The organism is Wolbachia endosymbiont (group A) of Bibio marci (assembly GCF_947251645.1).
In the GTDB taxonomy this organism is placed as follows: domain Bacteria; phylum Pseudomonadota; class Alphaproteobacteria; order Rickettsiales; family Anaplasmataceae; genus Wolbachia.
Genome location: NZ_OX366364.1, coordinates 1,154,677 through 1,175,490, shown reverse-complemented (window position 1 = coordinate 1,175,490; position 20,814 = coordinate 1,154,677). Strand labels below are relative to the sequence as shown.

The 20,814-nt window shown below is 34.8% G+C and carries 22 protein-coding genes and 1 rRNA gene; 15 read left to right on the top strand and 8 right to left on the bottom strand.

Annotated elements, in window-relative coordinates; all coding sequences use genetic code 11:
• Nucleotides 1–32 precede the first annotated feature (32 nt).
• A complete protein-coding gene (odhB, locus tag OPR48_RS06250; protein ID WP_265025885.1) occupies nt 33–1,214 on the bottom strand; it encodes a 2-oxoglutarate dehydrogenase complex dihydrolipoyllysine-residue succinyltransferase in 1,182 nt (393 codons plus the stop codon).
• Nucleotides 1,215–1,476: 262 nt separating this feature from the next.
• On the opposite strand from odhB, the gene OPR48_RS06245 reads away from it, so the two are divergent.
• A complete protein-coding gene (locus tag OPR48_RS06245; protein ID WP_265025884.1) occupies nt 1,477–2,184 on the top strand; it encodes a pyridoxine 5'-phosphate synthase in 708 nt (235 codons plus the stop codon).
• On the opposite strand, the gene OPR48_RS06240 is transcribed toward OPR48_RS06245, so the two are convergent.
• The 3 genes from OPR48_RS06240 to rplM all read right to left on the bottom strand — a co-directional run bounded on the left by OPR48_RS06240 (nt 2,177) and on the right by rplM (nt 3,559).
• Nucleotides 2,177–2,488 (bottom strand): HU family DNA-binding protein, encoded by a 312-nt coding sequence (locus OPR48_RS06240; RefSeq protein WP_265025883.1) that lies wholly within the window; start codon nt 2,486–2,488, stop codon nt 2,177–2,179. The two genes, OPR48_RS06245 and OPR48_RS06240, sit on opposite strands and share 8 nt — an antisense overlap.
• A 146-nt stretch (nt 2,489–2,634) precedes the next feature.
• Nucleotides 2,635–3,090: a 30S ribosomal protein S9 gene (gene rpsI, locus OPR48_RS06235; protein WP_265025882.1), complete on the bottom strand. Its 456-nt coding sequence runs from the start codon at nt 3,088–3,090 to the stop codon at nt 2,635–2,637.
• A 10-nt stretch (nt 3,091–3,100) separates the two neighbouring features.
• Nucleotides 3,101–3,559 (bottom strand): 50S ribosomal protein L13, encoded by a 459-nt coding sequence (gene rplM / locus OPR48_RS06230; protein ID WP_265025881.1) that lies wholly within the window; start codon nt 3,557–3,559, stop codon nt 3,101–3,103.
• Nucleotides 3,560–3,691: 132 nt separating this feature from the next.
• Here rplM and OPR48_RS06225 point away from each other — a divergent pair, with 132 nt between their 5' ends.
• The 3 genes from OPR48_RS06225 (at nt 3,692) to OPR48_RS06215 (ending at nt 6,213) form a co-directional block, all read left to right on the top strand.
• The gene (locus OPR48_RS06225) at nt 3,692–4,927 is read left to right on the top strand and encodes a TolC family protein (RefSeq protein WP_265025880.1); all 1,236 of its coding nucleotides are present in this window, start codon (nt 3,692–3,694) and stop codon (nt 4,925–4,927) included.
• 19 nt (nt 4,928–4,946) lie between these two features.
• Nucleotides 4,947–5,522: a PopZ family protein gene (locus tag OPR48_RS06220; RefSeq protein ID WP_265025879.1), complete on the top strand. Its 576-nt coding sequence runs from the start codon at nt 4,947–4,949 to the stop codon at nt 5,520–5,522.
• Nucleotides 5,523–5,598: 76 nt separating this feature from the next.
• On the top strand, nt 5,599–6,213 hold the full coding sequence (locus OPR48_RS06215; RefSeq protein WP_265025878.1) for an RlmE family RNA methyltransferase: 615 nt from the start codon (nt 5,599–5,601) through the stop codon (nt 6,211–6,213).
• A 485-nt stretch (nt 6,214–6,698) separates the two neighbouring features.
• Here the strand turns inward: OPR48_RS06215 and OPR48_RS06210 are convergent, their stop codons facing one another.
• From OPR48_RS06210 to OPR48_RS06195, 4 genes are all read right to left on the bottom strand, one after another.
• On the bottom strand, nt 6,699–7,553 hold the full coding sequence (locus OPR48_RS06210; protein ID WP_265026652.1) for a reverse transcriptase/maturase family protein: 855 nt from the start codon (nt 7,551–7,553) through the stop codon (nt 6,699–6,701).
• A gap of 103 nt (nt 7,554–7,656) precedes the next feature.
• A complete protein-coding gene (locus OPR48_RS06205) occupies nt 7,657–7,806 on the bottom strand; it encodes a hypothetical protein (protein WP_265025877.1) in 150 nt (49 codons plus the stop codon).
• A 43-nt stretch (nt 7,807–7,849) separates the two neighbouring features.
• On the bottom strand, nt 7,850–7,990 hold the full coding sequence (locus OPR48_RS06200) for a hypothetical protein (protein ID WP_265025876.1): 141 nt from the start codon (nt 7,988–7,990) through the stop codon (nt 7,850–7,852).
• A 1,087-nt stretch (nt 7,991–9,077) separates the two neighbouring features.
• Nucleotides 9,078–9,692 carry a hypothetical protein gene (locus OPR48_RS06195; RefSeq protein WP_265025875.1) on the bottom strand — a complete coding sequence of 205 codons (615 nt, stop codon included), beginning with the start codon at nt 9,690–9,692 and terminating at the stop codon, nt 9,078–9,080.
• Between the two features lie 153 nt (nt 9,693–9,845).
• Between OPR48_RS06195 and OPR48_RS06190 the strand changes: the two genes are divergently transcribed.
• The 11 genes from OPR48_RS06190 to atpG all read left to right on the top strand — a co-directional run bounded on the left by OPR48_RS06190 (nt 9,846) and on the right by atpG (nt 20,812).
• Nucleotides 9,846–11,349 (top strand): 16S ribosomal RNA (locus OPR48_RS06190).
• 100 nt (nt 11,350–11,449) lie between these two features.
• Entirely contained in the window at nt 11,450–11,827 is a 378-nt protein-coding gene (gene sdhC, locus OPR48_RS06185) for a succinate dehydrogenase, cytochrome b556 subunit (protein WP_010963112.1), read from the top strand.
• Nucleotides 11,824–12,180: a succinate dehydrogenase, hydrophobic membrane anchor protein gene (sdhD, locus tag OPR48_RS06180; protein ID WP_265025874.1), complete on the top strand. Its 357-nt coding sequence runs from the start codon at nt 11,824–11,826 to the stop codon at nt 12,178–12,180. Before sdhC ends, sdhD begins: the two co-directional genes overlap by 4 nt.
• Nucleotides 12,181–12,256: 76 nt before the next feature.
• Nucleotides 12,257–13,525 (top strand): hypothetical protein, encoded by a 1,269-nt coding sequence (locus OPR48_RS06175; RefSeq protein ID WP_265025873.1) that lies wholly within the window; start codon nt 12,257–12,259, stop codon nt 13,523–13,525.
• Between the two features lie 115 nt (nt 13,526–13,640).
• Complete coding sequence (locus OPR48_RS06170; RefSeq protein ID WP_265025872.1) at nt 13,641–14,954, top strand: sugar phosphate nucleotidyltransferase; 1,314 nt, start codon at nt 13,641–13,643, stop codon at nt 14,952–14,954.
• A 128-nt stretch (nt 14,955–15,082) separates the two neighbouring features.
• Nucleotides 15,083–16,291, top strand: coding sequence for a hypothetical protein (locus OPR48_RS06165; protein ID WP_265025871.1), 1,209 nt, complete (start codon nt 15,083–15,085; stop codon nt 16,289–16,291).
• A gap of 133 nt (nt 16,292–16,424) precedes the next feature.
• On the top strand, nt 16,425–16,547 hold the full coding sequence (locus OPR48_RS06160; protein WP_265025870.1) for a hypothetical protein: 123 nt from the start codon (nt 16,425–16,427) through the stop codon (nt 16,545–16,547).
• Between the two features lie 24 nt (nt 16,548–16,571).
• Entirely contained in the window at nt 16,572–17,801 is a 1,230-nt protein-coding gene (locus OPR48_RS06155; RefSeq protein ID WP_265025869.1) for a lipoprotein-releasing ABC transporter permease subunit, read from the top strand.
• Nucleotides 17,794–18,525 (top strand): hypothetical protein, encoded by a 732-nt coding sequence (locus tag OPR48_RS06150; protein WP_265025868.1) that lies wholly within the window; start codon nt 17,794–17,796, stop codon nt 18,523–18,525. The genes OPR48_RS06155 and OPR48_RS06150 overlap by 8 nt, the downstream gene beginning before the upstream one ends.
• The gene (locus OPR48_RS06145; RefSeq protein ID WP_265025867.1) at nt 18,522–19,742 is read left to right on the top strand and encodes a heme biosynthesis protein HemY; all 1,221 of its coding nucleotides are present in this window, start codon (nt 18,522–18,524) and stop codon (nt 19,740–19,742) included. The genes OPR48_RS06150 and OPR48_RS06145 overlap by 4 nt, the downstream gene beginning before the upstream one ends.
• A 206-nt stretch (nt 19,743–19,948) precedes the next feature.
• Nucleotides 19,949–20,812 carry an ATP synthase F1 subunit gamma gene (atpG, locus tag OPR48_RS06140; protein ID WP_265025866.1) on the top strand — a complete coding sequence of 288 codons (864 nt, stop codon included), beginning with the start codon at nt 19,949–19,951 and terminating at the stop codon, nt 20,810–20,812.
• Nucleotides 20,813–20,814: the final 2 nt, after the last annotated feature.

Genomic DNA, 20,814 nt, shown 5'->3' with positions numbered 1-20,814 from the left:
AGCAATACTAGGCTAACAGCAACTCATTTGAGCTACACTTCCAAAACTAATCTGCTTGGATCTTCTATATAATTTTTTATTTTAACAAGGAAAGTCACTGCTCCTTTGCCATCTACTATTCTGTGGTCGTAAGAGAGAGCAATATACATCATAGGTCTAATTTCAATTGAGTTGCCCACAGCAACTGGCCTGTTTTGTATTGAATGCATTCCCAGTATTCCAGATTGCGGAGGGTTTATTATGGGAGTAGAAAGAAGCGAACCGTATACTCCGCCGTTTGAGATGGTAAATGTTGCACCTTCCATTTCTGATACTTGTAATTTACCCTCGCGAGCTTTTTTGCCAAGAGCAACTAAAGTCAACTCGATTTCTGCAAATGACATCTGATCGGCACTCCGAATAACTGGTACAACAAGGCCTTTGTCAGTGCCAACAGCAACACCTATGTCATAGTAATGTTTATATATGATTTCATCGCCTGAGATTTCAGCATTAATTTCAGGAATTTCTTTCAGTGCTTGCACCGCTGCCTTTATAAAAAACGACATAAAACCAAGTTTTATTCCATATTTTTTTTCAAAGGCGTCCTTATATTTTGCTCTTAGATCCATGACATTTTTCATGTCGATTTCATTGAACGTGGTCAGTATTGCGGCAGTATTTTGTGATGCTTTCAAACGAGCGGCAATTACTTGCCTTATTTTACTCATTTTTACTCGTTCCTCTCTTTGCTCTCCACTTGCTATACTTTTTGGCAATTCGTATTGTCTTGTTGAGGGTTGTGCAACGTTTACATCTTTGTTTATATGGCCTATCACATCTGCTTTGGTTATCCTGTCTCCCATGCCAGTTCCTTTGACACTTTCTGCATTAATTGCATTTTCTTCCATAATTTTACGAGCTGATGGAGCATCTTTTTTAGCAGAACTTTCGCTTTTATCTTCTTTTCTCGCTTCCTCTTTTACTTCTCCCACGGAAAGCTTCGCTAATAATTGATCAGGACTTATCACATCATCTTCCTTTACAAGAAATTCAGTTATTTGCCCCGAAGTTTCTGCAGTTAATTCGAGTGCTGTTTTGTCAGTTTCAATTTCAAAAATCAGATCATCTACTTTTACTGCCTCGCCAATATTTTTCTTTATTTTTACTATACCTTCCGTAACTGACTCACCACCAAGAGTTTTTGGCGCTCTGATTTCTATAATTTTGCTCATAAAACAACTTCCGTATAAAACTTTCTATAGATTTATACATGAAAAGAGACATATAATAAACTAATAAATTCATTGAGGCTCTTATCATTTAGAAGTGACAAACGGATAACATACTCCCAAATGTCATTCCAGCGCGTGACGCTAGGCCATCTTGACAAATTTCGCCAGCCCCTTCTCTCGGCTATGGTATTGCTAATCAAACAATGACTATGCAAAAGACCTAATAACATGTATAATCCATAAATAATTTTTGAGGTAGATTGTGAAACTAGGTGTTAATATCGATCACGTTGCAACCCTCCGCAACGCACGCGGAACTTCCTACCCAGATCCATTGAAAGCAGCAGAAATAGCCATTGACGCTGGAGCAGACTTTATTACTGTACACTTACGAGAAGATAGAAGGCATATTAGAGATGAAGATGTATTTAACCTAAAAAAAAGCATTAGCACTGAGCTAAATCTTGAAATTGCAGCCACGGAAGAAATGCTTGAAATAGCAAAAAAGGTAAAACCCTATTCGATTAGTATAGTACCAGAAAAAAGAGAAGAATTAACAACCGAAGGTGGCCTGGATATCGTGAATATGCACAGTAAACTTTCTAATATAATAGAGAAAATGCATAGCTCTAGCATAAAAGTCTCACTGTTTATCGATCCAAATATTAATCAACTAAAATATCTTGAGAAGCTAGAGATAAAACCTGACATAATAGAAATTCACACAGGGGATTATTGTGATAATCCATCAGAGAAAAAGTTACAGTTAATTACTAATGCTGCAGAGTACGTCAATAAATTAGGAATAGAATGCCACGCAGGACATGGCATAACTTATAAACACGCTAAGAAGATGACAAGAATACCTCACATCTCAGCTTTTAACATAGGCCACTATTTAATTAGCGAAGCTGTATTTTATGGCTTACACAGCGTAGTAAAAACAATGAAAATGATAATGTCTAACTAACTGCTGCTTTTTCCTTCTCATTTAAAATACTTAAAAGAGTTTGGCTTGCTTTAAATTTTACCCTTGTCTTTTTAGGAACAGTCATGATCTCACCATTTTGGGGGTTGCGACATTGTTTCTCCTGACTTATAGCAGTAGAAAATGTTCCTATTCCATGCAAACGTATTTCACCTTTCCCATGCAGCTCATCCTTTATTATTTTAATAAACGCATCATGAATCTTGCTCAAATCAGATTTTGTTATATCTATATTCTGACCAGAACAATCTTCCTTTAATTGTTTTATTATATCTTCTTTACTCATAAATTACCTTAATATTGAAAAAATCACACAAATAGCATATTATGTTGACACCGATAGTCAACTAAATTCATCACAAAAATAGAGGATATCATACACTTTTGCAAATATTTGTATAATACTTACAAAAAAACACCACTATGAAATAACTATCTCTTAGAAAATTGACACTTTTTCCGAGCTTTATGTTGACCATATTTCTTACGTTCAACAACACGTGAATCTCTAGTTAAGAACTCACCATTACGTAATATAGAATGCAAATCTTGGCTTACGCTACTTAAAGCTCTGCTTATTCCATGAGCTAGAGCACCTGCTTGACCAGATAGCCCTCCACCTTTTACAGTTGCAAATACATCATATTTGTCTAACATAGAAGTTGCTATAAATGGCATTTTCACTATTTGGCACACCGACTCTCTTTTAAAATAAGAAATTAGATCGCCTTTTTTATTAACACTAAATTTTCCACTTCCTGGCTTTATCCATACTCTTGCTACAGATTCTTTTCTTCGGCCTGTAGCATATAAACGACCAAGCGAATCAACTGCTGATTTAATTGTCTCTTCTGACCAATCATTGTTATTTATTGTAGAACTCTTCATTTTTACTCCATTACTTTTTATTTTTACGATTCAAAGAGGCAAAATCTATCTTTTCAGGTTGCTGCCCTTGATGCTTATGCTCTGAACCAGAATAAACATACAAATTTTCAAAGCGTCTACGTGCCATAGGGCCATCATCAAGCATCCTTTTCACTGCCATTTCTATTACACGCTCAGGAAATTTGCCATTTAAAATGTTATCTGGAGTAGTTTCTTTCAAACCACCAGAATAACCTGTATGCTTATAGTAAATTTTATCTTTCAGTTTCTTCCCGGTAAAATGCACCTTTTCTGCGTTGATAATAATTACATTATCGCCACAATCCATATGAGGTGTATACTCAGGTTTATGCTTTCCACGTAATAGTGTCGCTACAAATGCTGCAAGCCTTCCTACTACTAATCCTTCTGCATCTATGACAAACCACTTTTTGTCGATTTGTTTCTCTTTTAAGAAAAAAGTCTTCATTGTAATTTAACTAAACAATAGTAAGCTATGATATACTTAATTTCTCAATAGTGTCAACAATATTAGTTATTGATTATTAAAGTAATTTATGTTAGTAATTGAGCTGCGCAACCAATATGCATAGGAAGTAGAATGTTTCGATTGATTATCACACTTGCGATCATTTTTAGTACTATAAGTTGCTATGCAACCGATGTGGGAGAAGTTATAAGCAAAGCCATCAAAAATAGCTCAAAAATAAAGTCTCAATTTTACCAATATAAAAGCGCAGAAAAACACTATAAATCCTCTGGGTTAGCTGGATTTTTACCTGACATTAGTTTGCAGTACAATTTTGATAGTAATTTTAATCTTTATAATCAACCTAATTTATCTGGAAAACGCCTGATATTAACCCAAAAGATAATAGATGGCGGCGGCACCTTTGCCACATTTAGTCGATCAAGTCATCTTCTCAAAGCAGAAAAAATACGATTTCAGCAATCAAAACAAGAGCTTGCACTTAATGCTGTGAAAGCATATGTTAGTGTTTTACAAAAGACAGAAATATTAAAGCTCAGAGAACATAAAGAACGCGTTTCTTTGGAACATTTGTCAGCTATGAAAAAACGCTTTTCTCTTGGAGAGGTAACCAATGCTGAAGTTTTGTTAGCAAAAGCAAAATTTTCGTCTTCTATATCCGAAAGAGTTGATGCTGAAGGTAAATTAAAGTTGGCAAATATTGCTTATTATCATTTGATTGGCGAAGATGCTGATGACCTTTCTGAAGCTAATGATAAACTACCTTCTGTTCCAGAGCTAAATGAATGTTTACAGTTAGCAAAAACCAATAATTTATCTCTAAAAGCAGCAGTTTATCAAAAAAGAGCAGCCGGAATGGAAGTGATTGCTGAAAGCTCCAAGTGGCTTCCTTCTTTAAATCTAAGCGCAAGCAAAAATTTTGGGGAGGATGGTACAAAATTAGACAAGCTATTAGAAAATGTTCATGTAGTTTTTACTCTTGATGTTCCAATCTTTAAAAGAGGAGTTAATGCTTTTGGTGTCAGTAAAGCTAAAATGGATGCAAAAAAATCTACCTATGATTATTATGAAACGGTAAAAAATATAGAACAAGCAGTTGTAAATGCTTGGAATAATGTGCTGACAGCAAAGGCCATTATCAAAGCAAGTCAAGAAGCGGAAAAAGCAGCAGCTCTAGCATTGGAAGGGGTTGAGCAAGAGGTAAACTTAAATTTAAAGAGTACATCTGACCTTTTGGACACTGAAGATGCATTATTTAAAGCACGTTCAGACTTAGTTGAAGCAAAAAGCAATTATGTAACGAGTATTTATCATTTGCTTTTTATGATAAATAGTATAAATCTCTAAATTTAATGGTATTAGCACTATGTATGATGAACAAGGCAATCAATCTGTAAAAGATATCCTAGAAGATATAAAAAAAGCTATATCGGGTAAAAACGCAAGTAACGATAAAGCAGAAATAAAGGATGAAAGTGATGATGTGCTATATCTTGAGGAAGAGTATCCAGAAGACATGGAAGAAGATGGCAAAAAAGAAAATAGTGAAAAAGAGGACATTGATAATGATGACCAAAGTGAGGAAATGGCTTGCAACAATAACCAATTTAATGGCCATAGCTACAATTCAGAAGAAAAAAAAGATATTTATTTGTACGATGATATCCAAATGAGTAATAACAAAGCGAGTAATAGCGGCTTACAAGTGCAAAATAACGATCATCTAATTTTAAAAGAGAATATGGAAGAGATCAAAGCGTTGCTTGGAAAAATGCAAAACGAATTGCAGCATAAACAACAAAAAAGAGCCAACCTTACTGTTGAAGAATTAGTTACATCTCTTTTAAAACCTCAGCTCTCAGAATGGCTAAATAAATATCTACATGCACTGGTAAAAGAAGTAGTTGAAAAAGAGCTCAAAGATATAATCAATAATAAGTAGGGTATTAGCAATAAAAATTAGAGTAAAGACGGCAAGGGGTAGAAAATTATCTTCAACAAGGTGGCTACATCGTCATTTGAATGATCAGTATGTGCGAAAAACTAGCAAGGATGGTTATAGGTCACGCTCAGCATATAAGCTGGTAGAAATGGATAATAAATTTAAATTATTCCAAGAAGGGCAAAAAATTATTGATCTTGGTGCTTCTCCTGGTGGATGGTCACAAGTTACATCTCAGAAAGGTGCAAATGTAGTTGCTCTTGACGTAAAACCAATGAATGCAATTAATGGAGTAGAGTTTATACAATGCGATATTATCAATGAGCTTGAAATTTTAAGAGAAAAATTCAAGGATCAAAAATTTGATGTAATTTTATCTGATATGGCCCCCGAATCTTGTGGTTTGAAATCGTTGGATCATATCAGAATTATGCTTTTATGCGAAGCAGCGCTCAATTTTGCAAAGCATTTCTTGAGCCATGGTGGCACGTTTGTAGTAAAAATTTTCCAAGGGGAATCTGATAAAGATTTTTGTAACGAGCTAAAAAAAATGTTTAAAACAGTAAAATACTTTAAACCAAAGTCAAGTAGATCTGAATCTACAGAAATGTATTTGGTAAGTTTAGGCTTTATTGGCAGGAGAGTAGACCGGCAGAACTTCCCCACCAGTCCCTTGCAAAACTGTACATAAATCTCTCGATTTATACAGCTTCCATTATTCAGCCTTTTGACCTAACCCTAGTGTCCAGTGATAGAAAATATTCGTGACCTCTTTCTCACCTTTCCTAGAAATTTTCTTGCTAGTCTTCCGTGACTCTTGAGTCTCTTATATTTCTTTTTGACCCACTTTTCTAGATGCCGCTCTATGTTCTTTAGAGGTTTGTATATCTCAATTTTATAGAATTTGCCATAGCCAGCCTCTGACTATTGGATGGCTTTGTTGCATCGCTACTTATGAAAGGCTAACTATAGTTAGGATTATAAGCAACTTATTGAAAATCTTGTTTTTTTGCAATCAATCTGATCAAATTTAAGAATAGTAATTTATTATTTATATTAATAAATTTAATTCTATTGAAAATAGCTAAAGCATTGAAATTCTTAAATTTTAGCCGGATTAGTGAGTGGTAGTGAAATTTCTTTTACTCAAATTTAGGTATTCACTGACCGTTCTTGTTATAAATACCAGAATAATAAGCTACTGATATTCTCTATCTTTTTTATCTTTAATCCATCATAGCTAGCGATGCAACAAAGCCCTATTGGATTCACTATCTTTGATATTTCCTCTAATGTTTTGTGTGTATTGCGTAGTATTTTCCATGACCTTATGGTTGTAGTGATATTTTTCTTGGCCTTGTTGCTAATCGCAGGAAGAAATGAAACAAAATGCTTTCCTATTTTATTTCTTGCTAACCTGGGTCTAAATGTGTAACCCAGGAAATCAAAACTTTGTATTGGAAACTCATCTCTCCTATTGTCATCCTTGCAGTACACAATTTGTGTCTTTTCAAGATGCAGTTTTAGCTTACATTGTGCCAATCTTTCTTCGATCGTTACTCTCATAAAGTCTGCCTGTCTCCTAGTTTTGCAGTGCACTATCGCATCATCTACATACCTCTCAAATGGTATTGTGGGGTAGTTTTGCCTCATCCACATATCAAATGCATGATGCATAAATATGTTAGAAATGATTGGGCTTACAGAACCTCCTTGCGGAACTCCCTTATCCCTCACTTCCCTAGTGCCATCTGCTTGTTGAATAGGGGCTTTCATCCACCTTTCAATGTACAGTGTGACCCATTTGCAGTTTGTATGTTTCTTGATAGCTTGCAAAACTAATTCGTGATCCAGATTGTCGAAAAATCCGGATATATCAAGATCTATCGTCCAATCGTACTTCCAGCATCTTTTGCGTGCTGTATCTACCGCATCCAGTGCTGATTTATTTAGTCTATAATCATATGAATCTTCGTGGAATTTTGGCTCTACTAGCGGCTCAAGATACATAGAAGCAGCCGTTTGCCCTATCCTGTCGAATACTGAAGGAACACCTAAAATTCTTTGTCCTCCTCCCGTATCTTTCGGTATTGCTACAGCTTTTACTGGCTCTGGTTCCGGATGACATCCGATTTCATAGCTTGTACAGATTATCTTTTAGATTTTCTTCAAACTTTGTTATCGAAACCTCATCCACACCAGCAGCACCTTTATTTTTCGATACTTGTTTATAAGCTCTCCAAATAAGTTGCTTCGGTATATCAAAAGACTTTGTTTTATTCATTTACTCCTCCCTTTCAGTTGACAAATAATTAAAACTGAATAACTCAGCTCCTTTGCTCCATTTCCATTACAGAAACTTCTTCACTACTACGAGCTCTGTTTTCCGCATCGGTACTCTCATCCTCAGAGATCAGCTCCTTGGACTTCTCCCTTATCATCGAAACGACAGGTTCCCGTAGTTCCACACAATAGCCTAAAATAGATTCATGCCACCTTTATGCCGGACGTTATCTACCCAGTAAGCAAGCTCCCGATACCAGGTTACAACAAACCCCTGGTTTTGACGCCATACAACAGGTTTCGACACTTCATCAGTGGTTCACTTACGTTCATCTCTCTATTTCACACATGACGCATAATTGCGCCTTTTCCATAACGCTCACCACCTTGCCAAAGCAGCTTATGGTAGTTTAAAGCCTGCTCTTGCAAACCGGCTTTGAAGGACCTACCTTCATCTATTGCATAGCTTCAACACTTCCCGTGTTTCTACGGCGCACTGTCATCCCAGTACCTTGACTACTTAGATCCAGGAAACTTAACTCTACACCAAGTAAATGTACAATAAGAACTAGATTCCAGACTGGAATGACAGCAGTCCTACGTCATACTGCCGCAGACCGTCATACCGCCGCGGTATCTCAGCCGCTAATACGTAGCGGGATGACGAGTTACTATACCGCCGCGAACCGTCATACCGCCGCGGTATCTCAGCCGCTAACAAGAGATCCCGCTAACACGTAGCGGGATGACGGTTGTCGTTTAGCTATAAATGTTTAAGAAATTTACCAAACGAAAAAAAAGGCAAAAGAAGCCCCGTGGTTGGCTAATTACTTACATTATACTTTCAAGTATGGCGTTTTTTTATTCTAAACGCTTAATAACCGCGATTCAGCTGCTTTTAAACCGCAACTAATCTAAATTATAAACGTTAAGAAATTTACTAAACAGAAAAAAAGGCAAAAGAAACCCTAGGGTAGCTAGTTATTCACTATCCATTTTTTAAGTTGGCGTTTTTTGATGTTTTAAATGCTTTATAAGCGTATTTCAGCTTGTGTAGGTAAAAACCCAGAAATTTGATAAAGACATAAGGTGCACATAGTGCAAAAAATTAAACATGAGACGCCAAATACGTTGAGTTTTTTTGTCATTTAATCTGTACAGAGAAGATAAATAAATAACTTCAGTTTCATGATAAGGGGGCTGGCGAAGCTTGTCAAGCAAGTTTTTCGTTTCTCAACACGCTGCCAAAAGCTATGCAAAAAGTCTAATGAGTTAACTCCCATATATCCTGAGTAGCTCTTGTGCATTAGCTTTGATTAGGATAGGGCATTTTCTGTCATTTAATAGGGAACGCAATATTTCAGTTGCACCTTTAATGTCGTTATTATGTATCTTTACTACAGCGATAGCTTCTTGGCTTGAATAAGGATACACTGTGCTTGATTCTAAATTATCAATTTTATCTTTATTTATTTTCTCACCGTTGGAGTGAAGTAAGCTCATTACTTCTAAGTATTGTGCTAACTCACGCAAAACATTAGGAGCATCTTTATTATCTGCCAAATCATTATAAATAGATGCTGTGTCTGTTGGCATTGAATCTGAGATATGATTGAATGCGCGTTCAAAATTTGCTAAATACTCCCAATTTGAATCTATTTCTTCTAGCAGCGGCTTATTATCTTTTTTAAAGAATAATACTTCGTAAAACTTGTCACCCGCAGTTATAGATTGTTTTGTGTTATCAATGTTGCGCAATAAGTATAATGTGATGCCAATTAACATTGGTGCGAGTGCAAGCAGAAAGATGTATTTTTTCATGGTAGTATTCCAAATAGTTATATATTTATACATTAATGCTTTTGATTTGCAAAAACATATTGACATAGTGATTATATCACATAATAATATTCTCAAAGTTGTTTGAATAGTTGGAGATTAAAATATTTCTAAAGTAGAAATAAAGACAGCAGTATTAAGCTAAATTGTTTTTTATCGGATTTATCCGATGTACCCTCAACCTTTTATAGGTTGAAGTCTAAATTTGAGAGTTTGATCCTGGCTCAGAATGAACGCTGGCGGCAGGCCTAACACATGCAAGTCGAACGGAGTTATATTGTAGCTTGCTATGATATAACTTAGTGGCAGACGGGTGAGTAATGTATAGGAATCTACCTAGTAGTACGGAATAATTGTTGGAAACGGCAACTAATACCGTATACGCCCTACGGGGGAAAAATTTATTGCTATTAGATGAGCCTATATTAGATTAGCTAGTTGGTGGAGTAATAGCCTACCAAGGCAATGATCTATAGCTGATCTGAGAGGATGATCAGCCACACTGGAACTGAGATACGGTCCAGACTCCTACGGGAGGCAGCAGTGGGGAATATTGGACAATGGGCGAAAGCCTGATCCAGCCATGCCGCATGAGTGAAGAAGGCCTTTGGGTTGTAAAGCTCTTTTAGTGAGGAAGATAATGACGGTACTCACAGAAGAAGTCCTGGCTAACTCCGTGCCAGCAGCCGCGGTAATACGGAGAGGGCTAGCGTTATTCGGAATCATTGGGCGTAAAGGGCGCGTAGGCGGATTAGTAAGTTAAAAGTGAAATCCCAAGGCTCAACCTTGGAATTGCTTTTAAAACTGCTAGTCTAGAGATTGAAAGAGGATAGAGGAATTCCTAGTGTAGAGGTGAAATTCGTAAATATTAGGAGGAACACCAGTGGCGAAGGCGTCTATCTGGTTCAAATCTGACGCTGATGCGCGAAGGCGTGGGGAGCAAACAGGATTAGATACCCTGGTAGTCCACGCTGTAAACGATGAATGTTAAATATGGGAAGTTTACTTTCTGTATTACAGCTAACGCGTTAAACATTCCGCCTGGGGACTACGGTCGCAAGATTAAAACTCAAAGGAATTGACGGGGACCCGCACAAGCGGTGGAGCATGTGGTTTAATTCGATGCAACGCGAAAAACCTTACCACTCCTTGACATGGAAATTATACCTATTCGAAGGGATAGGGTCGGTTCGGCCGGGTTTCACACAGGTGTTGCATGGCTGTCGTCAGCTCGTGTCGTGAGATGTTGGGTTAAGTCCCGCAACGAGCGCAACCCTCATCCTTAGTTACCATCAGGTAATGCTGGGGACTTTAAGGAAACTGCCAGTGATAAACTGGAGGAAGGTGGGGATGATGTCAAGTCATCATGGCCCTTATGGAGTGGGCTACACACGTGCTACAATGGTGGCTACAATGGGCTGCAAAGTCGCGAGGCTAAGCCAATCCCTTAAAAGCCATCTCAGTTCGAATTGTACTCTGCAACTCGAGTGCATGAAGTTGGAATCGCTAGTAATCGTGGATCAGCACGCCACGGTGAATACGTTCTCGGGTCTTGTACACACTGCCCGTCACGCCATGGGAATTGGTTTCACTCGAAGCTAACGACCTAACCGCAAGGAGGGAGTTATTTAAAGTGGGATCGGTGACTGGGGTGAAGTCGTAACAAGGTAGCAGTAGGGGAATCTGCAGCTGGATTACCTCCTTAGGCTTTGCACATAACTTACCATTTTTAATGATGGTGTTGTTATGTGCTATACTGCTGTCTTTACTTCTACTTTATTTTAATTTCCCGATAACGGAATTTTATGAGTGATAGACCTCTTTCTCCACATTTACAAATATATAAAGTACAAGTTACTAGTTTTTTCTCTATTATGCACAGATTGACTGGTATCTTGCTATTCCTTTTATTAATGATACTTTCTTGGTATTTCATATTACATGTTTACTTTCCTGAGTTACTTATAGTAAGGTACTTAAATGCATTATTATTCACTCCTGTTGCTAAATTAGCTTATGTCTTATGTTTTATAAGTTTTGTATATCATTTTCTTAATGGTATTCGTCATTTATTGTGGGATGTTGGGCTTAATTTAGAAATTACTGGCGTTTCAAGGAGTGCTATACTGCTGACAGTAACGCTACTTCTTTCTACTATGGCTTTTTTATTTATGTTTATATGAGTCAATCTGGAAATTCAGTACATCATTGGTGGGTCCAGCGTGTTTCTGCGGTAATTTTACTATTCCTGTTTCCTTGGTTTATCTATTCATTTTCTTGCGCATTTTATACTGATAGCTCTTTGTCTTTTAGTGAAAAATTTATTAATCACCCTTTAGAGCTTTTATTTTTTGTTGTATTGTTGTATTGCATTTTTTGGCACGCAGTTCTTGGAATGCAGGTAGTGTGTGAAGATTATATACACAGCGTATCTCTAAGGATTTTTACAATTACATGCATAAAGTACTTATCAAGCATTACTTATATAGTTCTTGCTTTTACAATCTTTATCTTCTACAGGCATATTTTTTTGTAAAATCACCGGTTCTGTGTTAACATATTATTAACATACTCATTTTATTATTAAGTTATAGTGATTCTGGTTTAACAATATGCTTGCAAGTCTTACGCTAGGAGTAAGGAGCCTATTTACTTCATCTGAGCCTAGCACAACTTATGTAAAAGACCTTAGAAAGGTAATTACGTATGATAGAAGGAAATGTCAGTACCCAAAAAATTACGATGAAATTGCAAAATCTGGGAAAATTATAGAAGCTAAGAATAGCAAGGATGAGACTATATATAAACTTTTATATGGCGAGGAAGACAAAGATGGAAGACAACCAAGTTTTGATTTAGCTCCTGTTGAAAGCACTGGAAGTAAAGAGAAAAGTGTAAAATTTCACTACTTCACTATTAACTTTTTAGTTGACCCAGATAAAGATGCACGCGAGTTTCGCAGTAGCAATCGTAGTTATTATAGTAAATATTATAAACCATTTGGGTTTTTAAAAATCGATCTTGAAAAACATATTCCAATTTTTGAAGCTGAAAAAACTAAGGATTCTCAATATCCGTTTGAATTAACTAACTCTTCTGTGCTAACTAAAGAGGTAAAAAATAAAGAAGGTAAAGTTCAGGAAGTTGTTGATGAAAAAGGAAGAAATGGAAAATTACTATACACTAGTGATTACAAGAAGCTAAGCACCCATTTTTCAGAAATTAGAGATCAGAATAATAACTTGGAGCTAGATAAAAGTCTTATATCTGTTCCTATTATTTTCGTTGCAAGCTTGGCTAAAGTTTGTACTAAATTGTTGACTTCTCTTCCTATAAAATTAGGGGAGCATTTAATAAGCAAACAAAACCCAATTGCAAAGTCTTTTGGCTATCTTTTGTTCACCCCTGCGATGGCAGTGAAGAATTCAGTAAATATGGTAGCTACAATACTTAAGGCTCCAATTTTATTGTTTGTAGCAAATGAGAAAAAATATGGTGATGCTTACTTTACTATGTGGAAACACCAATTGAAAGGATGTTGGGAAGAAGCAAAAAGTGACTTTAATGTTATTAAAGGTGGAGAAAGAGAAGCAGAACAAAAAGAAAAGTGCCCTAATCTCGATACAATTATAGGTACGTGGGATGAGCTTGACGCTAGAAGACCAGGTATTGAAAAAGGCTTGGAGAAGCCGTCAAATAAAAGTAGTGAAAGTATAGATAAATCTAGAGAACCAGGTGTTGGAAAAAGCTTAAATAATGAAAGCATAGCTGAGTCTAGAAAAAAGGCTATTGCTCAGGAGAAATTGAGCAACCATGCTGATAAAGTACTAAGCAAACGAAATTCATTGCAAGATGAAAGAATTCAAGCATCTTCTCGCTAGTTAGCCATTACTCTGCTGAATATCTACTCTCTATCTTAACTATTCCACAACAAAAACTTGCATGCATTTTATCCTCGGTATAAGATATTAATTATTTAATTAATATCTTAACTAAATGCGTCCTGTAATATTGTGTGGTGGTAGTGGCAGTAGACTTTGGCCTTTATCTAAGCCAAAGCAATTTCAGAAAATATTTAGTCAGAACACTATGTTTCACAACACTTTGTTGAGGCTAAAAAGTAGTTATATGCCACCCATAATTACCACAAATATACAGTACGAGTCGTTAGTGAAGAAGGAGTTGCATGCGCTGCGAGAATATAAAGTGATTTTCGAACCAGTGAAAATTGGAACAGCAGCGGCGATATTAATTGCTGCACTTCTCTGCAATGAAAACGAGACAATGTTAATTCTGCCTTCAGATCATTTCATAGGCGATTTAAATAATTTTTATGCTTCTATTGAGAAAGCGTCTAAGTTAGCCTCTGAAACTAACTCTATAGTAACTTTTGGGGTTAAGCCTCATGAATTCAATTCTGAATACGGCTATATAAATGCAGTATATGATCAGAAAGAAAAATGTCATATAGTGAAAGATTTTACAGAAAAACCCGAGCGTAAGTTAAGTAACGATCATTATTGGAACTCTGGAATATTTGTATTTAAAGCAAAACGCTACATAGATGAGATCAAAAAATCTGCCCCGAATCTTTACAATTCATGTTTTGCAAGTGTGAAACATTTCACACCGCAAGAGAGATTTCTATATTTAAAACAACGAGATTTTGCAGGAATTGAAGGCATATCTATTGATTACTTGGTAATGGAAAAAGCAAAAAACGTTGCAATGATAGAAGCTAATTTCGATTGGTTGGATGTTGGAACTTGGAATTCAGTTTTAGAATTGAGTGAGAAGTTTAGTAAAGAACCGGCATCATTTCAGCAAGTAACCAGAAAAAAAGAACCAGTGTCAGTTACTTGGGTGGCAGAAAGTAATGCAAAGAATTTATTAAGTGGAGCTTGTAAGCAACTAAACAAAAGCCTAATTTCATTTATTCATAAAGTTAAGAAAGTAAAGGCGATAAGGAAAGAAGTTAAACCATGGGGATTTTGTAGTATAATTTTAATGAGCGAAAATTTTCTTATAAAATATCTTTTTATAAATCCATTAAGCTGCACTTCTAAGCAATTTCATCACTATAGAGATGAATGCCATATAGTGCTATCAGGAGTTGGGTATGTTAGTTTAGAAGACAAAGAATATGCTATAGCAAAAGACCATATGATAGAAATCCCAAGGGAAGTTTCCCATAGGATTGAAAATAGAAGCACAAGCTCTCCACTTGAAATAGTTGAATTTCAGATAGGAGAGCATTTATCTGATAATGATATAGTGAGATTGGATGATGTATATGGAAGAATATGGTAACGCCATAAATGCATTTGTTGGCAATTTATAATATGGGTATAGCTTCTTTATGTAAAAAATAATATTTACTAAATCTTAATATTTTAAACCTATACCCATATTTTAATAAATAATGAGTTGTAATTAATATGAAGGATCCATTTAAAAGTGACAATTATAGAGAAAATCTCGGTTTCCTTAAAGAAGCTATAAAAGCAAGAGATGAGTTAGTAACTATTAGACATTATAATAAAACGGTAAGGGATTTATCTCAGGCATTAAAGCGTTTTACAGATAAGGCAGAAGATGTAGCTAAGTTTGTTATACGTGGTGACTCAATTGATTATGTAAAATCGATAAATGGAAGGTCATCAATTCTTAAGATATTAAAGGGAATATTGAATAGAATCTTCGGAAGAAATGTTCCAGTTAAGAATATAAGTAGTTTTATTGATAAATTACCTCCTCCTACTTCAATGACAATCTTTGAATATCTAGAGGCTTGTCGTAAAATTTCAGGTTTGGAGCAAGTTGAAAGAGGAAATATTGCAATAGCTCCAGAAAAGCCAGAACGCAGTTTTCTAAAAGAAGATAGACAAGTGGATGTTAATTATAATGATTCAGGCCATGGAAATTCATTAGATGCAAAGCCTGGATACAAAGAGATATCAAATTATCAAGAGAAGAAGAGTAAAATTTTAACAGAAAATTCACAAAGTTCAAAATCGTCTAAAGAAGAGCCAATTTGTGCAACAGTTCCTAAAAAACATATAGAAGCAAAAAGAGAACTTAAACAAAAACAACAATCTAAACCTCCAATATTGCCAAAACCATCAATAGCACCCCCATTGCCAAAAAAAATGTTTGCTGCTGGTCAAGAAGTTAGACAAAAACCAAAAGTAGTAGAAACTGTTCCTAAATCAACTAAAGATAAACCTGAATTACCACCAAAACTTAAAAATTTAGGTCATGCTGATCAAAAATCAAGCACAAAGCTAGGAATGGTAGTATCTTCTATGGAAAAAGAAATTAATTATAATATCGATATTAAAGTACAAGAGATAAGAAAAAAATTCAAACAAAATCAAGCAAAAGAAAATCCTAATGCGCAAACTATTGAAAGCAGGACTACTCCTGTTGCGCAAGTGAATATAGATGTGGAGAAAAAAACTAGGCCATCACCAAAAGTTGCTTTCCAATCTTGCTTATTTCCAATGAGGGATGAAATATCTCAGATGAATCCCTTATCAGCAAAATCTGATCCGAGACCTCATGTTAGCAAAAATGCTCTTCTCACAGATGTAAATGTAAAGCAACTAGTTGTACAATTTGAAAATTATGGAAGGAAAGTATCATAACTTATTGAATAAAGCCAATAATATTCTTGATTTCTTTTATGTTATAGAAGCACAAGCTCTCCACTTGAAATAGTTGAATTTCAGATAGGAGAGCATTTATCTGATAATGATATAGTGAGGTTGGATGATGTATATGGAAGATTTTGAAATTCTAATGTTAAAGATACTCTATAAGTCTGCTAAATTTAAGGAAGCAAAAATCTCTAGTTTTCAAATAAAGAAAAGTCTACAATTATACGAAGTTTCAAAAATATAATGTTTAACCTCAAAATATTTTGTAATGTCCATTGCCTTTGAAATTACTATGGCTGCTTGCTATTTGCGAGCGAAAAATGCCAGATTTTGCTCTATAATGACTTTGTTCTCTATTATCGGCATTGCCCTTGGAGTTGCAACGCTAATAGTGGTGATGTCTGTGATGAACGGATTCAGAGCAAAGTTGCTTGACTCAATACTTGGCATTGATGGCCATATTAATGTTTATTTTGATAGGAACATAAATTCAGATTACTGCACAGTTTCGAAATCTATTGAGAAAATTCCTGGTATATTAAAAGCTACTCCTATGACCAATGATCAAGTTATTATTGTAGCAAATGGTAAAATTGCAGGTAGCGTAGTGCGAGGTATGTCAACTAAAGATTTGCTTGATAGTACTGCCGTTACAAATAATGTAATTATAGGTGATGTAAAAAAATTTGATGAAGGGATAATAATAGGAGCACGATTGGCAGAAGCTTTGAACGTTGACTATGGCGACGAAATTACGTTTATATCATCTGAAGAATTTGATGCATTACTTGGTGAAATGCCGCGAATGAAAAAATATAAAGTTATAGCAATATTTGATATGGGTATGTTTGAGTATGATAATACCTTGATATATATGCCTCTAAAATCAGCACAAGCCTTTTTTAATTATGAAAATAGTATAAAAAATATAGAAGTACTTGTAGACGACGTTACTAGAGCTAATAAGCTAGCAGATGCTATAGAAAAAGAAATAGGAATGGAAGCTGAAAGTTGGCAATCACAGCAAAGCCATTATTTTAGTGCTTTAGAAACTGAAAGAAATGTGATGTTTTTAATTCTTACTTTGATTATAGTTGTAGCAGCGTTTAATATTATCTCAAATTTAATGATGATAGTGCAAGAAAAGAAATCCGCGATTGCAATTATGCGTACATTTGGTGCAACAAGTGGAAGCATTATGCGCATATTTTGTGCTTGTGGTCTATTAATCGGTTTTACGGGAACTTGTCTTGGCTGTATTATAGGTGTCGTTTTTTCTCTCAATATCGAAAGTATTAGAGTATTTTTAGAAAACGTTACTAACGTCAAGCTGTTTGATCCTATGATATACTTTTTTTCAAGTTTGCCAGTGATATTAGTACCCCAAGACGTAGTAAATATTTCTGCACTTGCGTTATTCTTATCATTTTTAGCGACAATTGCTCCTGCATTGCAGGCAGCTGCACAAGATCCTGCGGAGATACTACGTTATGAATGATACTCAGCAAAAGTACATAGGTTGGTTCTTAATTGTATTGTTATTTACCGGTTACATCGCAATAAATAACATAATCTTTTTTAAAATAAATCAGCAAGAGAGTGAAAATAATGTGAAAATTTTAATGGAAGGCGTGGATGAGCTTAGAATGTTGCTTGAAGTTAATCAATCTAGAACGGAAAAAAGGATATTTGACTTAAAGAGAAGTCAGCATACTCAGTGTGAGCAAGGTGATAATAACTCAAGATGTAAGAACCTTGCAAAATTGCTATTACTTGTGGTTAAAATGAAGGATTCGTTATTGCGAGAAGCAAAATTTGATAATCATATAAATTCAATAAAGCCTTTGATATCAGAGCTTGACGATCCAGAGATAGAAAATGCAATGAATGAATTAGAAAATGTGAAAGAGATAAATACTTTACATGAATTAAAATTATCTTTTGAAAAAACCATTGCTGTTATTAACTACAATAAAAGTACATTATTAAAAAAAATCATTTCAAACTGGATAAAGGTAGACGACCGGAATGATCCATTAAGAGTAAAATTTGCGGAAATTGAGGAGTCAATAAACGATAATGATTGGCAGAGCATAGCTACTACAATAGGAGATTTAGCACACCCAGAATTCAAGCCATGGCTGAATAAATTGAATGGTCTTATTGTAGCTTCTAAGAATATTTCAACAATATATCATCACTTATTACAATATATCTCATGATTTATTTTATAATTTTCGCTTTTTCGTTTTTATTTGGCATATGGGTCAAGGTAAGTGGTGAAGTAATAAAATTAGAATTAGGCAATTACACTATAAGTATTGATCTATATTTCATTATTTTTACTTGTGTAGTTTTGTTATTTTTATTAATTACACTTGTATGCTTTTTTTCCTCCATTTCATCAACATTTGCCAACATAAGAAATAGAAGAAGGGATAGGGAAGAATTGCTTCTCTTTGAAGCTTTCTTTAGCATAGACTTAGACAATATAGAGAACGCCCAAAAGGTAGTTAAAAGTCTAAATGAGAAGAGCGATAGGTTGTCTTTAATAAAGCTCTTTAACTCAGGTAAGACGGGAAATTACAGCTTTTTCAGTAATGGTTTAACAGACATTGCAAATAAAAATCGTAACTTAGCTCTACTTCTAGCCAATAAGCTAATTGTTTACCTCAAACAAGAAAAGGTAGTCTTTCAAAAATTTATAGAATATTGCTCTAGCTCAATCAACGATAAAATGCTATCTATTCCCTTTCAAATAGAGCATTGCATATTGAAAGAAGATTGGATTAATGCAATTTTGAGATTAAAGGAAGCAGTTAAGTTCAATATTTTTCTTCCCTTTGACCATAAAGAAATGTTTGCAGTTTTTTATTGTGCTTTGGCAAAACAATATGAAAGTAAAGGGGATTTTAAAGGGGCTATAAAGTCTTTATTCAGAGCACAAAGTTATTATGCAACTTTTCGGCCCATCAATTATTTAAAGGCAGAATTATATATTAAACTTGGAAAAATCAGAAAAGCTTCTGCAGTGCTAGAGATAGAATATGCAGTAAATCCTACTCCTCAGTCAGCTAGAATGTACATCAATTTAAATAGTAAAGGTGCTGAAAGACTATACAACTTACGCCCTGATTATTATTTTAGTTACTGTTTACTTGCTTTGTCCTCAATGAGTTCAGGTAAATATGATCTTGCAAGTCAATATTTAGACACTGCTATCAAAAAAGCTAATTACATGTCAATCTACTTTATTGTAATACAGCTCAAGGTTACATTGCAAGAACACGACAAGGTAATTTATTGGCTAAACAAGATGGGCTCAGAAGCTTTGCCTGATCCAGGCTGGAAGTGTAAAAATTGTAACAGAGAACTAAAGCAATGGGATTATAAGTGTTCAAGTTGTAATAGTTTTAATTGTATTTATTATGTATTATAAGATTCCACAAAGTGTGATGGTATAGAAATTACCATTAGGCTACTTTCACATTGATATTGCTGAAGTTAGAACACTTTCTTAATATAATCCTTATCTTCAAACAATAAACCTGCAAGTTTCTTAGTTAGACTTGGTTTTAATGTCAAAAAAACTTGCTTTTAGACACTAACAGTTATATATTTTTAATAAATAGAGTTGTATACAAAATGAAGAGCTTAAAGGAATTATCCTTAAGAATTAAGAATATTAGGTCTGTCCAGAAAACCACGAAAATAATGCAAATGGTTTCTGCAGCAAAGTTATTACAAAGCCAAAAGAAATTATCAAATTCAAAATTATATATATCTAAGCTGCATAGCATTATTTCTTCATTAATGCTATCAGTTGATCAAAAATTACTGGCAAAAATTCTAAATGTCAGTAACGACAATTCTTATCTAGTATTCATTGTTGCGTCTGATCGTGGCTTATGCGGCAACTTTAACTCTTCTATTGTCAAATTTAGTCAAAATAAGTTAATCGCAAATGGCAAAAAAGTAGATATTGTATTTCTTGGTAAAAAAGCTTTTGATGTAGGTAAAAATAGATTTGACTCTAAAAGTATCTTAAAAATTGAAAATAGTAAGGGAATCACGTTAAAGCACGTAGAAGCTTTGGTTGATGGTATAGATTTAAGTAAATACGATAAAGTTAAAGTTTTTTATAGTAAATTCTATAATACCTTCACGCAAAAACCAATGTTGGAAACAATAAAACCATGGAGTGAAGACTCATCCTTGATTGACAACTCTCTGGCTGATCCAACAATAGATTACGGCTATGAGTATGAACCACAAAATATTGAATTTATTTTAAAATCTTTGGTTCAAGATTACGTTGTAATTGCTCTTTACTCTGCTTTGCTTGAAAGTGCAACAAGTGAGAATAGTGCTAGAATGGTTGCTATGGAATCAGCAAACAGAAACACTAAAGAGATGCTGAACAAACTAGCATTGCTTTATAATCGTTCTCGTCAAGCAGCAATTACAACTGATTTAATTGAAGTTATAGGTGGTGCAGAGTCTTTATAAAA